This window comes from Arthrobacter sp. zg-Y769 (genome assembly GCF_020907405.1).
Lineage (GTDB): Bacteria > Actinomycetota > Actinomycetes > Actinomycetales > Micrococcaceae > Arthrobacter_B.
In genome coordinates this window covers 175,802-189,047 of the sequence record NZ_JAJJOE010000008.1, presented here as the reverse complement: position 1 = coordinate 189,047, position 13,246 = coordinate 175,802, and the positions used below count along the sequence as shown (strand labels likewise).

Genomic DNA, 13,246 nt, shown 5'->3' with positions numbered 1-13,246 from the left:
ATGCACACATCACGGGCTTATACCTTCCAGTATCGGCACGGTCAAGACCCTTCCCAGCAAGACTCGATAAATTGGGCGAATGCGTCCCCCCAAACCGTCATTCCTCGAGAGACTCCCCGTGCCCGCACGGTTAGTCGCGTTCCTCCTCGTCAGCGTGCTCGCCGGCGTGCTGGCAGCCAGCACCCTGATTCCCATGGCGGCAGTGGCAGCCACGGGTACGGACATGGCCGTGGGAGTGCTGGACCAGCTGCCCGATGAACTGGAAACCGGGCCCCTGGACGAGGGATCGAAGATCTACAGTGCCGACGGCGTGCTGCTGGCCACCTTCTATGCCCAGAACCGGGTTCCCGTGAAGCTGGACGAGATGTCGCAGAGCATGCAGGACGCCATCGTCTCCATCGAGGACGCGCGCTTCTACGAGCACAACGGCATTGATTTCAGGGGCATCGCCCGCGCAGTTGCCTCCAACGCCTCGGGTTCGAACACGCAGGGCGCCTCGACCCTGACCATGCAGTACGTAAACAACGTGCTTATCAGCCGTGACATCGCCTCCGGCAAGGGCGGCAGCGACCTCACGCTCAGCGGCACCAAGGACCTGGGGGACAAACTCCGGGAAGCCAAGCTCGCCGTCGCCGTGGAAAAGGAGTACTCGAAGGAGCAGATCCTCGAGGGCTACCTTAACATCGTGCTCTTCGGCGGTCAGACCTACGGGGTGGAGGCCGCGGCCCTGAGCTACTTCGGCATCTCCGCCTCGGAGCTCAATCCGGCGCAGTCAGCCATGCTGGCCGGCATGGTGCAGTCGCCCAGCCATTACAACCCGTTCACCAACCCCGAGGGAACGCAGGCACGCCGGGACACCGTGCTCGCGGCCATGCTGAAGAATGACAAGATCAGCCAGGCCGAGTATGACGAGGCAGTGGCAAGCGGGCTGGACCTGAACCCGCAGACGGTGACCTCGGGCTGCACGGGGGCCGAGATGGCCCAGTACTTCTGCAGCTACGTGGAACAGACCATCCTGCAGTCCGAAGCTTTCGGCGCGGATGTCAAGGAGCGTGCCAAGCTCCTGGCCCGGGGCGGCCTGACCATCCGGACCACGCTGGACTCGCGGCTGCAGTCGCAGGCGCAGAAACAAATTGAAGCGCAGGTTCCGGTAGGCGACCCGTCCGGTGCCGGCTCCGCCATAGTTTCCGTGGAACCCGGCACCGGCAAGATCCTCGCCATGGCCCAGAACACCGAATACACCCCGGAGCTTGGAAAGGGCAAAACCCAGCTCAACTTCAACGTGGACGCGGATATGGGCGGAACCCCCTACGGATTCCAGCCCGGCTCCACCATGAAGCCGTTTACCACTGCGGCCTGGCTGGCGGCCGGCCACGGACTCAACGACACCATCGACGCCACCCGCACGTCCTACCCGGCAGGGTTCGACTGGAAGGCCAGCTGTCTCGGCCCGAATGCGGAGTTCGATGAATGGAAGTTCAAGAACGCCTCCGAGGGCTATGAGAAGAAGATGACCGTTGCCGACGGCCTGACCCAGTCCGTCAACACTGCCACCGTGGCCCAGGCTGCGCAGCTCGACCTGTGTGACATCCGGGATACCGCCACCAGCATGGGCGTGCACCGGGCAGTGGACGGGGAACCGCTGGAAGTCACCAGCCCGTCCTTTGTCCTGGGCGGCCAGGAAGTCTCTCCGCTGACGATGGCCTCTGCCTACGCCACCTTCGCCAGCGGCGGCGAGTACTGCGAACCCACCGCCCTGACCGAGGTCACCGACGGCTCCGGAAACACCTATGACGTCCCCGGAGGGGAATGCACCCGCGCCATCAGCGAGGACGTGGCAGCTGCCGTGACGCAGCCGCTGCAGAAACTCGTTGAGGGGTCACCGGGCAGCATCCACCCCATCGGCGTACCGGCGGCAGCCAAGACCGGCACCACCGACATGTCCGAGCAGACCTGGACCGTCGGCTACACCACCGGCATTTCCACGGCGTCCTGGGTGGGTAACTGGAACTCGTACTCCTCCCTGAACAACCAGGCGATCAACGGCGTCACCCGGTCCTACGTGGACGGCTCCGCCATTGCCGGTGCGCAGTGGACCGACTACATGAGCGCCGCCGCGAAGCTTTACGACGCGAAGGCGTTCCCCGCCGTTCCGAACGGCATGCTCTAGCGCTAGATGCGGGTGCCGGTGCAGGGATCACACGATGACTGGCCGGTGGGGACGGCGGCAACACCGTCTCCGCGGAAACCAGCCGGAGGTCGCCCATCCCTTCCAGCGTGCTGATGGCAAACTGTTAGAGGTAATGCTGCTTCACCACGCGAAGGGATGAAAAACGTATGACGACGCCGGACTGGGTGGATCACGTGGTGTGGTGGCAGGTCTACCCGCTGGGCTTTTCCGGCGCTGCGAAGGCCGCGCTTCCGGAGCAGGCGCCCGTACAGCACGGGCTGGCGCAGCTGGTGCCCTGGCTGGATTACCTGCTGGAAATGGGAGCCTCCGGCCTGGCGCTCGGCCCGGTGTTTGCCTCCGAAACCCACGGCTACGACACCACGGACTACTACCGCATCGATCCCCGGCTGGGTGACGACGCCGATTTCGACGAACTCGTAGCGCAGGCCCATGCCCGCGGGATCCGGGTCCTCCTGGACGGGGTCTTCAACCACACCGGCCGTTCCTTCGCGCCCTTCCGGCAGGCACTGGAGCAGGGCCCGGAGGCGCCGACGGCGGACTGGTTCGGTATGACCTGGCCGCAGGGCTGGACGCCGGGCACGGAGCCCGCGTACGAAGACTTTGAGGGCCACCACCACCTGGTGGCGCTGAATCATGCCGAGCCCGCCGTCGCGGACTTCGTGGCCGACGTGATGAAGCACTGGCTGCGCCGCGGTGCGGACGGCTGGCGCCTGGACGCCGCCTACGCGGTGCCGTCACCGTTCTGGGCCGCCGTGCTGGACGAGGTCCGCACCGAGTTCCCCGAGGCGTATTTCGTGGGGGAGTACATCCACGGCGATTATCCGGCGGACGTACTCGCGGGGCACCTGGATTCCGTGACCCAGTACGAATTGTGGAAGGCGGTCTGGAGTTCCCTCGCGGAGGCGAACTTCTACGAACTGTCCGCCGCACTGGAGCGGCACAACACCTTCCTGGACACGTTCGTGCCGTTGACGTTCATCGGCAACCACGACGTCACCCGCATCGCCAGCAGGCTGGAACCCTCCGGCAGGCTCGCCCACGCCCTGGTGCTGCTGTTCACGCTCCCCGGCACGCCGGCGGTGTACTACGGCGACGAGCAGGGGTACCGCGGCATCAAGGAAGACCGCGCCGGGGGAGACGACGATATCCGTCCGTCCTTCCCCGCCTCACCGGAGGACCTCTCGGCGGTCGGGCAGCCGCTCTATCACCTGCACCGGGAACTGATCGGACTCCGACGCCGGCACCACTGGGTGCATGCCGCCCGCACCCGGGTGCATTCGCTGAGCAACGAGCAGCTCGTCTACGAGGTGTACGACGCCGGCCGCTCACTGTTCGTGGCAATGAACCTGGCGGACACGTCGGTCACCGTGCAGGTGCCGGCCGCTGCCCGGGACGTCCTGGCCGGCGCAGGCGGGCTGGACGTCCAGGGCAGGCAGCTGGCCCTGCCGGCGAAGGGCTGGGCCATTCTCGGCCCAGCCCCCGCTGCCGGTTAGTACAGCTTGATGGTGCCGCCGTCGGCCATGAGCGTCTGGCCGGTCAGGTACTGCGAGTCCTCGCTGGCCAGGAAGACCACGATGGGGGCGATGTCCGTTTCGGGGTCGCCCAGGCGGCCCAGCGGAACGCCGTCGACGACTTCCTGGTAGGCCTCCGGGAAAGCCTTGCTCCACTGGACAATCCCCGGCGTGAGGGCAACCGGGGAGACTACGTTCACACGGATGCCGTCCACTGCCCATTCGTTGGCGGCCGTGCGGGAGATGGCGCGGATGGCTTCCTTGGCGGCGGCGTAGGCCACCTGGTTCGGCAGGCCCTTGATGCCGGCGCCGGAGCCGAAGTTGATGATGCTGCCGCGGGTCTTCTTCAGCTCCGGGTACGCCGCGCGCATCAGGTGGAAGGTTGCCATGGTGCCGGTGTTGAAGGACAGGTCCCAGATCTCCGGCGTGGTTTCCATGATGGGTGCCTGCTTGGACGCGTGCGCGTTGTTGACCAGGATGTCCAGGCCGCCGAAACGCTCGACGGTTTCGGCCACAATGGCAGCGGCGTTCTCGGGCTTGGAAATGTCCTTGGCGATGAAAATGACCTCGCCCTTGCCCTCGAGATCGGCCAGCAGCTTGTCGCCCTGTGCCTGGTCGATGTCCACTACTGCCACCTTGGCGCCCTCGGCGAGGAACCGCCGGACAATGCCCTGGCCGATTCCGCCGGCTCCGCCGGTGATAATGGCGGTCTTGTTGCTGAGCTTCATTTTCTTCCTTCCATGAAACCGGGCGTGTTGGGATCGCCCGGAGCTTTGTTGAGGTTCTCTTCGACGCCGGCGATGAAGCTCGCGACGAAGAAGTCCAGTGAACGGCGCGAGCCCGGGTAGCTGATGCCCCGGGCCTGGAACCGCGCTGCCTGCGGGTGCTGCGTGACGGCGTCCTCCGACCAGCGGAGGTTCGAGGCAGCTTCTTCCGGGCCCGCGGGACCCGAGGGGCCCGGTGCGCCGAAGTGTGCCGCGGCGGTGATCGATGCCGTGCCGATCACGGCTGCGGAAATGCCCAGCAGGCAGTCGAAGCCTTGTTCCTCGCTGAGCCCGGCGGAGCTCAGCCGGGAGAGCACCAGCTCCACTTCGGCAGGAGTGGCCATGTTCACCAGCCGGCGCGGAGTCAGGACAACGCGCAGCAGCCAGGGGTGCGCCGAGAAGGCACGCCACTGCGCATCCGCCAGATGTACCAGCGTTTCCTGCCAGCCCATCCCGCGGGCCGGCAGGAGTGCGTAGTCCTGAGTGGCGGCCTCGGCCATCAGCAGCAGCAGCGCGCTGCGGTCTGCCACGTGGCGGTACAGCGCCATGGCGGAAACCCCGAATTCCGCCGACACCCGGCGCATGGACACGGCGTCCAGGCCGTCCGCGTCAGCGATGCGGACGGCGGCCGCAGCTATCGCGGCGGAGCTGAGGGGGAGGTTCCGGGACAAGGCGTTCCTTCGGTGGTGTCAGTTTACAGTGTATACCTCTCGGAGGTCCGCCCCGCGGCAGGCCGGACGACGAGGTCATAAAGCGCTGCGTACATGCATTCCGTAAGGGTTTGGCACCGGTACGTGAGGGAAACATGAGGATGGCATTTGAACTGCCGGGACAGGCATCTAATCGAATGCGGCACAAGGTGTGCCCGTGCTGCCAATGCGGCGGCACGCTGAACGGCTGGGGGCAATTCCCGTGCTTGACGTTTTGTTTGTAGTGGGCTTCGTAGGGCTTTTCGCTGCGTTTGTCCTGATGGCCGGGGCGGTGGAAAAGCTGTGATCGTTTTCAACGTCCTTGCACTCTGCCTCGGAGTGGCCGCCGTCGGCTATCTCCTGGTGGCTCTTATTCGACCGGAGCGGTTCTGATGGGCGGCTGGGTAACGGCCGCACAGGCACTGAGCCTGGTGGTCCTGCTCGCGGCGGTCTACCGCCCGCTCGGTGACTACATGGCCCGGCTCTACTCCTCGGAAAAACACCTCCGTGTGGAGCGCGGCTTCTACCGTCTGGTCGGAGTGGCCGGTTCCTCCGGCCAGGCCTGGCAGAGCTACCTGCGCTCGGTCCTGGTTTTCTCCGGGGCCAGCATGCTCCTGCTCTACCTGCTTCAGCGCGTCCAGCATCTGTTGCCGGGCTCGCTCGGCCTTCCGGCGGTGCCCGAGGCGTTGTCCTTCAACACGGCGGCGTCCTTCGTGGCCAACACCAACTGGCAGTCCTACTCGCCCGAGGTCACCATGGGCTACGCGGTGCAGATGGTTGGCCTGGCGGTGCAGAACTTCCTGTCCGCAGCCGTGGGGCTGGCCGTGGCCGTGGCACTGATCCGCGGCCTGGCCGGCCGCAACTCGTCCACCATCGGCAACTTCTGGGTGGACCTGACCCGCAGCGTGCTGCGGCTGCTGCTGCCGGGCGCTTTCCTGGCCGCCATTGTGCTGATGCTCGGCGGCGTGATCCAGAATTTCAACGGCTTCACCTCCGTCACCAACCTCCTCGGCGGAAGCTCCACCATCCCCGGCGGGCCGGTGGCCTCCCAGGAAGCCATCAAGCTGCTGGGTACCAACGGCGGCGGCTTCTTTAATGCCAACTCCGCGCATCCGTTTGAAAACCCCAGCGGCTGGACCAACCTGGTGGAAATCTTCCTGATGCTCGTCATCCCGTTCAGCCTGCCGCGCACGTTCGGCACCATGGTGGGGGACCGCAGGCAGGGTTACGCCATCCTGGCGGCCATGGCCTCGATCTTCACGGTGTCGCTGGCGGCCATGACCGCCTTCGAATTCGGTGCCGCGGACGGCGCCGCCGGGTCCATGGAAGGAAAGGAACAGCGGTACGGAATTGCCGCGTCGACGCTCTTTGGCTCCACCAGCACGCTGACGTCCACCGGTGCGGTGAACTCGATGCATGACAGCTTCAGTCCGCTGGGCGGCATGATGGCGATGCTGAACATGATGCTCGGCGAAGTGGCGCCCGGCGGCGTCGGGTCCGGGCTCTACGGCATGCTGATCCTGGCGATCATCACCGCCTTTGTGGCCGGGCTCCTGGTGGGACGTACCCCCGAGTACCTCGGCAAGAAGATAGGTCCGAGGGAAATCAAGCTCGCCAGCCTCTACATCCTCACCATGCCCACCCTGGTCCTGGTGGGAACGGCACTGAGCTTCGCGGTTCCCGGCATCCGGGCCGACATTGAGGGCACCTCCATCCTGAACACCGGACTCCACGGCTTCAGCGAGGTCCTGTACGCCTTCACTTCCGCGGCCAACAACAACGGCTCCGCGTTCGCCGGACTCACGGCCAACACTCCGTGGCTGAACACGGCACTCGGTGTGGCCATGCTGGTGGGCCGCTTCCTGCCGATGATCTTCGTGATCGCCCTGGCCGGAGCCTTCGCCGAGCAGGGCAAGGTCCCCGCTTCGGCAGGCACCCTGCCCACGCACCGGCCGCAGTCCGTGACGCTGCTGTGCGGCGTCACCGTGATCGTGACTGCCCTAACCTTCTTTCCCGTACTCGCGCTGGGTCCCCTGGCGGAAGGACTGCAATAACCATGTCCACACTTACCAAACCCCTGGAGTCCGAAGCAGCCTCGGCGCCGGCTCCCGCCGCACGCGGCATCACCGCGGGCTCGCTGGCCGCCGCCCTGCCCGGAGCCTTCCGGAAACTGGACCCGCGGCTGATGGTCCGCACCCCGGTGATGTTTATTGTCGAAGCGGGTGCCGTACTGATCACCGCGATCGCCGTTGCCGAGCCCTTCCTTGGCGGTCCGCAGGACTCCGGCGGCACACCGGTTCCCGCTGCTTTCTCCTGGCTGATTGCCGGCTGGCTCTGGGCCACCGTTATCTTTGCCAACCTCGCTGAAGCCGTGGCCGAGGGCCGCGGGAAGGCGCAGGCAGCCAGCCTGCGCAACAGCCGGGCCACTACCACCGCGTACCGGGTGGAGGGGTACGACTCCGGCAGCGATCCCGCGGGCCTCGGGGCAACCATCTCGGAGGTTCCCTCGGCCGATCTGGGGCTGGATGACGTAGTGGTGGTCGAGGCCGGGCAGATCATCCCCGGCGACGGCGACATCATCGACGGCATCGCTTCCGTGGACGAGTCGGCAATCACCGGCGAATCGGCTCCGGTCGTGCGGGAATCCGGCGGCGACCGCTCCGCCGTTACCGGCGGCACCCGTGTCCTGTCCGACCGGATTGTTGTCCGGATCACCAGCAAACCCGGTGAGACCTTCGTGGACCGGATGATCCGGCTCGTGGAAGGCGCCGCACGGCAGAAGACGCCCAACGAGATTGCGCTGAACATCCTCCTGGCCACGCTGTCGCTCATCTTCATCGTGGTGGTCCTGACGCTCAACCCGCTGGCGAGCTACTCGTCGGCCACCGTCAGCATCCCCGTCCTGGTGGCCCTGCTGGTCTGCCTGATCCCCACAACCATCGGCGCGCTGCTTTCCGCCATCGGCATTGCCGGGATGGACCGCCTGGTCCAGCGCAACGTGCTCGCCATGTCCGGGCGCGCCGTGGAGGCCGCCGGCGACGTCACCACCCTGCTGCTCGATAAAACGGGCACCATCACCTACGGCAACCGCCAGGCCGCAGGGTTCATCCCGATCGACGGCACCGAAAGCACCGACCTGATCGACGCCGCCGTGCTGTCCTCCTTCGGCGATCCCACGCCCGAGGGCAAATCGGTTGTGGAGCTGGCCGCCGCCAAGGGCTGCCGCCCGGAACCGCAGGCCGGCTCCGTGAGTGTGCCGTTCATGGCCCAGACCCGGATGAGCGGCATGGACTTCCCCGACGGGGCGAAGATCCGCAAGGGTGCCTCCGGCGCCATCCTGGACTGGACCGCCGAATCCGGCGGAATAGAGGTGGACGTCCTGATGGCCGTCGAGGACCAGGTGAAAAAAATCTCCACCGGCGGCGGCACTCCGCTGCTGGTGGCGGTGCGGGACGCCGACGGCGGCACCCGGATCCTGGGTGTCATCCACCTTAAGGACGTGGTCAAGGACGGCCTGAAGGAACGCTTCACCCAGCTGCGGGCCATGGGTATCCGCACCGTCATGATCACCGGCGACAACCCGTACACCGCCAAGGCCATTGCCGCCGAGGCAGGGGTGGACGACTTCCTGGCGGAAGCCACCCCTGAAGACAAGATGGCCCTGATCCGCAGCGAACAGGCGGGCGGCAACCTGGTGGCCATGACGGGCGACGGCACCAACGACGCCCCGGCACTGGCGCAGGCCGACGTCGGCGTGGCCATGAACACGGGCACTTCTGCAGCCAAGGAAGCCGGCAACATGGTGGACCTGGACTCGGACCCCACCAAGCTCATCGATATCGTCGGGATCGGCAAACAGCTGCTGATTACCCGCGGCGCCCTGACGACGTTCTCGATCGCGAACGACATTGCCAAGTACTTCGCCATCATCCCGGCAATGTTCGTGGGGATCTTCCCCGGCCTCGCCGCGCTGAACCTGATGCAGCTGCATTCGCCGGCGTCGGCCATCCTCTCCGCGGTGATCTTCAACGCGGTGATCATCGTGGCGTTGATTCCGCTGGCGCTGCGCGGGGTGAAGTACCGGGCTGCCGGGTCTTCCTCGATCCTCAGCCGCAACCTGCTGATCTACGGGGTGGGCGGCGTGATTGCACCGTTCATCGGCATCAAGCTCATTGACCTGCTGATCAGCCTGATCCCGGGGTTCTGATATGGCAACCAACATCGGCACAACACGCGGCACGTCCCTTACTAGGAGCAGGAAATGAACCCCGTCCGTACCAGCATGCGCCAGCTTGGCGTCTCCCTCCGTGTCCTGGTGGTGCTCACGCTCCTGCTCGGCGTCGTGTATCCGCTGGCAGTGGCCGGAATCGGCCAGGCCGCACTGCACGGCCGTGCCAACGGCTCGATGGTCAGCAGCGGCGGCAGCGAGGTGGGATCCAAGCTGATCGGCCAGTCCTTTACGGATGCCGACGGCGCAGCGCTGCCCCAGTGGTTCCAGTCCCGGCCCTCCGCGGCGGGCGACGGGTACGACGGCGGCGCCTCCAGCGGTTCCAACCTCGGCCCCCTGAGCGAGGACCTGGCCGCCGCCGTGGAGGAACGCCGCGCCGCGGTGGCGGAGCTGGAAGGCGTGGCTCCGGAAGACGTCCCCGCCGATGCCGTCACGACCTCGGGGTCCGGACTGGATCCCCACATCAGCCCCGAATACGCCCGGATGCAGGTGGACCGGGTGGCCGCCGAACGCGGGCTGGACCCGGAGCAGGTGCAGGCCCTGGTGGACGACGCCACGCAGGCGCCGTTCGCCGGAATTCTCGGCAGCAGCACCGTCAACGTGTTGCTTTTGAACATTTCGCTGGCGGAGCTGGACACTTAGTCCATGACGCGCGGACAACTGAGGGTATTTCTGGGGGCGGCCCCCGGCGTGGGCAAGACCTACGCCATGCTCGAAGAGGGGCGCCGCCTCCGGGATGAGGGATCCGACGTCGTCGTTGCGCTGGTGGAAACCCACGGGCGTGCCGGGACGGCCGCCGTGGCCGAAGGTTTGGAGACCGTCCCGCGCGCCGTCCTGCACCACCGGGGGCTGGAACTTCAGGAAATGGACCTGCCGGCCGTCCTGGCGCGGGCGCCCGAATACGCACTGGTGGATGAGCTGGCCCATACCAACGTTCCCGGATTGAAGCACGAGAAGCGGTGGCAGGACGTGCAGGCCCTGCTCGACGCGGGGATCAACGTCCTGTCCACCGTGAACATCCAGCACATCGATTCCCTGAACGACGTGATCGAACAGATCACCGGCACCCTGCAGGCCGAAACCGTGCCGGACGCCGTCCTGCGCGGCGCCGAACAGGTGGAACTGGTGGACCTCACGCCGCAGTCACTGCGGGGCCGCCTGGCCGACGGCGTCATTTACCCAGCTGAACGGGTTGACGCCGCCCTGTCCAACTATTTCCGCCTCGGAAACCTGACGGCGCTGCGCGAGCTGGCCCTGTTGTGGCTGGCCGACGAGGTGGACTCGGCGCTGAACCGCTACCGCGAAGAGCATGGCATCAGCCGCAAATGGGAGGCACGGGAACGGGTGGTGGTGGCGCTCACCGGCGGCCCCGAAGGGCGCACCCTGCTGCGCCGCGGAGCACGGATCGCCGCGCGGTCCGCCGGCGGCAAGCTGCTGGCTGTCCACGTCTCCGGAGCGGACGGACTGCGCGGGCCGGAACCGGGGGAACTCGCCGCCCAGCGGCTCCTGGTGGAGAAGCTCGGCGGCAGCTTCCACCAGGTGGTGGGCAACGACGTTCCGCACGCACTGGTGGACTTTGCCCGCAGCGTCAATGCCACCCAGCTGGTGGTGGGGGTCAGCCGGCGTCCCCGGATCGCCGCGCTGCTGTCCGGGCCGGGAATCGGAGCCACGGTCATCCGTGAGTCCGGGGACATCGACGTGCACATGGTCTCCCACTCGGCGGCCGCCCGCACCCTGGTGCTGCCGCAGTTCGGCAGCGCCCTGTCCCTGCGCCGGCGGCTGCTGGGCTTCGGCTTCGCCCTGGTGGGCGGTCCGCTGCTCACGGCCGGGCTGGTCTCGGCCCGAAGCGCGGAAACCATCACCGGGGACGTGCTGAGCTACCAGCTGCTGGTGATCCTGGTGGCCCTGGTCGGCGGCATCTGGCCGGCCCTGTTCGCCGCCCTGCTCTCCGGGCTGACCCTGGACTTCTTCTTCATCCAGCCGCTCTACACCGTCACCGTGGCCACACCGTCGCACATGCTGGCGCTGGGACTCTATGTAGTCAACGCAATGCTCGTGAGCTACGTGGTGGATGCCGCCGCCCGGCGGGCACGCACCGCCCGGCGCTCGGCGTCGGAATCCGAGCTGCTGGCCTCGGTGGCCGGCAGCGTGCTGCGCGGGGAGGATGCCCTGGGTGCCCTGGTGAGCCGAACCCGCGAGGCCTTTAACGTCAGCGCCGCGCGCATGCGGTCAGAGGGCGAGGACCTGTATACCGACGGCGACTGGCCGGACTCCGTCTCGCCCGGCGACCCCGCCTTCACCCGCCTTCCGGTGGGGGAACGGTGCTTCCTGGATCTGTGGGGGCGTGAACTGGCGGCGTCGGACCGGCGCCTGCTGGCCGTCATTACCGCCCAGCTCGAAGCTGCGCTGGAACACCGGGAACTGACCGAAACCGCCAGGGGGCTTGGCTCCCTGGCCGAGGCGGACAAGGTCCGTACGGCGCTGCTCGCCGCCGTCGGGCATGACCTGCGCCGGCCGCTGACCGCCGCAACCGCAGCCGTCACAGGCCTGCGGGCGACAGACGTCACCTGGTCCGAGCGGGACCGGAACGAGCTGCTGGCCACAGCCGAGGAATCGCTGGCTTCCCTTTCCGGGCTGGTCACCAGCCTGCTGGACGTCAGCAGGCTGCAGGCCGGCGTCGTCGGGGTGAGCCTGGAGCCGCTGAACGTCGCGGATGCGGTGCTGCCGGCGCTCGAGGAGCTGGAACTGGGCCCGGCGGAAGTGGAACTCGAAATCCCTGCTGCCCCGCGCGTGGTCCTGGCCGATCCGGTGCTGCTGCAGCGGGTGCTGGTCAACCTGCTGGCCAACGCGGTGCGCTTCAGCCCGGAAGGAACCAGGTGCCTGCTTTCGGTCAGTGAGTTTGCCGGCCGGGTGGAAATCCGTGTCATAGACTCAGGTCCTGGTGTTCCCGAGCAGCGGAGGGGAGAGATTTTTGTTCCTTTCCAGCGGCTGGGGGACATCGACAACTCAACCGGGCTTGGCCTGGGCCTGGCCCTGGCCAAGGGATTCACGGAAGGAATGGGCGGAACGCTGGAAACCGAAGACACCCCGGGCGGCGGGCTGACCATGGTCCTCTCACTGCCGGTTGCCACCCGCCGCGTTCCCGCAGGCGGACTGCCGGACCAGGCGGCGGCCGGATGAAAATCCTGATCGCCGACGACGACGTCCAGATCCTCCGGGCGCTGCGGATTACCCTGAGCGCCTACGGATATGAGGTGGTGACGGCCGAAAGCGGCAGCGCGGCCATCCGCAAGGCGGTGGACACCCATCCGGACCTGCTGGTGCTGGACCTGGGCATGCCGGGCCTGAGCGGCATGGATGTCATCGAAGCTGTCCGTGGCTGGAGTGCCGTGCCGATCCTGGTGGTGTCCGGCCGGATCGATCCGGCGGACAAGGTCCGGGCGCTGGACCTGGGGGCGGACGATTACGTCACCAAGCCTTTCTCCACCGAAGAACTGCTGGCCCGGATCCGTGCACTGTCCCGCCGTTCGCCGTCGTCCGCCGGACCCAGCGAAATCACGTTCGGGGCGGTACGGGTGGATCTGGCCGCGAGGCGTATTGCCCGGCTCGACGACGGCTCGGACATCCGCCTTACTCCCACGGAATGGCGTTTCCTGGCGGAGCTGCTCGCGCATCCGGGGATGCTGATCACCCAGCAGACCCTGCTGACCAATGTCTGGGGTCCGGGGACCACCGACTCGGGGTACCTGCGCCTGTACATCGGCCAGCTGCGGCGGAAGCTGGAGAGTGACCCGGCGGCCCCGGTGCACCTGTTGACGGAACACGGGATGGGCTACCGGTTCGTACCGTGACTGTGCTGGCCC

General features: G+C 67.0%; 11 protein-coding genes. 9 read left to right on the top strand and 2 right to left on the bottom strand.

Annotated elements, in window-relative coordinates:
• Positions 1-118: 118 nt before the first annotated feature.
• Both LOC60_RS07460 and LOC60_RS07455 read left to right on the top strand, forming a co-directional pair.
• Entirely contained in the window at positions 119-2,170 is a 2,052-nt protein-coding gene (locus LOC60_RS07460) for a transglycosylase domain-containing protein (RefSeq protein WP_230024154.1), read from the top strand.
• 167 nt (positions 2,171-2,337) lie between these two features.
• Entirely contained in the window at positions 2,338-3,684 is a 1,347-nt protein-coding gene (locus tag LOC60_RS07455) for an alpha-amylase family glycosyl hydrolase (RefSeq protein ID WP_230024152.1), read from the top strand.
• Here the strand turns inward: LOC60_RS07455 and LOC60_RS07450 are convergent.
• Together LOC60_RS07450 and LOC60_RS07445 are read right to left on the bottom strand one after the other, a co-directional pair.
• Positions 3,681-4,430, bottom strand: a complete 750-nt coding sequence (locus tag LOC60_RS07450; RefSeq protein ID WP_230024150.1) for an SDR family NAD(P)-dependent oxidoreductase — start codon at positions 4,428-4,430, stop codon at positions 3,681-3,683. The genes LOC60_RS07455 and LOC60_RS07450 overlap by 4 nt on opposite strands.
• Positions 4,427-5,137: a TetR/AcrR family transcriptional regulator gene (locus LOC60_RS07445; protein ID WP_230024149.1), complete on the bottom strand. Its 711-nt coding sequence runs from the start codon at positions 5,135-5,137 to the stop codon at positions 4,427-4,429. Before LOC60_RS07445 ends, LOC60_RS07450 begins: the two co-directional genes overlap by 4 nt.
• 196 nt (positions 5,138-5,333) lie before the next feature.
• Here LOC60_RS07445 and LOC60_RS16190 point away from each other — a divergent pair, with 196 nt between their 5' ends.
• From LOC60_RS16190 to LOC60_RS07420, 7 genes are read left to right on the top strand one after another with little or no spacing between them, the layout of a single operon-like run.
• Entirely contained in the window at positions 5,334-5,462 is a 129-nt protein-coding gene (locus LOC60_RS16190) for a hypothetical protein (protein ID WP_269440167.1), read from the top strand.
• On the top strand, positions 5,459-5,548 hold the full coding sequence (kdpF, locus tag LOC60_RS16395) for a K(+)-transporting ATPase subunit F (RefSeq protein WP_442860397.1): 90 nt from the start codon (positions 5,459-5,461) through the stop codon (positions 5,546-5,548). Before LOC60_RS16190 ends, kdpF begins: the two co-directional genes overlap by 4 nt.
• Positions 5,548-7,209: a potassium-transporting ATPase subunit KdpA gene (kdpA, locus tag LOC60_RS07440; protein WP_230024148.1), complete on the top strand. Its 1,662-nt coding sequence runs from the start codon at positions 5,548-5,550 to the stop codon at positions 7,207-7,209. The genes kdpF and kdpA overlap by 1 nt, the downstream gene beginning before the upstream one ends.
• A gap of 2 nt (positions 7,210-7,211) precedes the next feature.
• Complete coding sequence (gene kdpB, locus LOC60_RS07435; RefSeq protein WP_230024146.1) at positions 7,212-9,362, top strand: potassium-transporting ATPase subunit KdpB; 2,151 nt, start codon at positions 7,212-7,214, stop codon at positions 9,360-9,362.
• 54 nt (positions 9,363-9,416) lie between these two features.
• Entirely contained in the window at positions 9,417-10,025 is a 609-nt protein-coding gene (kdpC, locus tag LOC60_RS07430) for a potassium-transporting ATPase subunit KdpC (RefSeq protein WP_230024144.1), read from the top strand.
• A gap of 3 nt (positions 10,026-10,028) precedes the next feature.
• On the top strand, positions 10,029-12,563 hold the full coding sequence (locus tag LOC60_RS07425) for an ATP-binding protein (RefSeq protein ID WP_230024143.1): 2,535 nt from the start codon (positions 10,029-10,031) through the stop codon (positions 12,561-12,563).
• Positions 12,560-13,234 carry a response regulator gene (locus tag LOC60_RS07420; protein ID WP_230024142.1) on the top strand — a complete coding sequence of 225 codons (675 nt, stop codon included), beginning with the start codon at positions 12,560-12,562 and terminating at the stop codon, positions 13,232-13,234. Before LOC60_RS07425 ends, LOC60_RS07420 begins: the two co-directional genes overlap by 4 nt.
• The last annotated feature ends 12 nt before the right edge of the window (positions 13,235-13,246 follow it).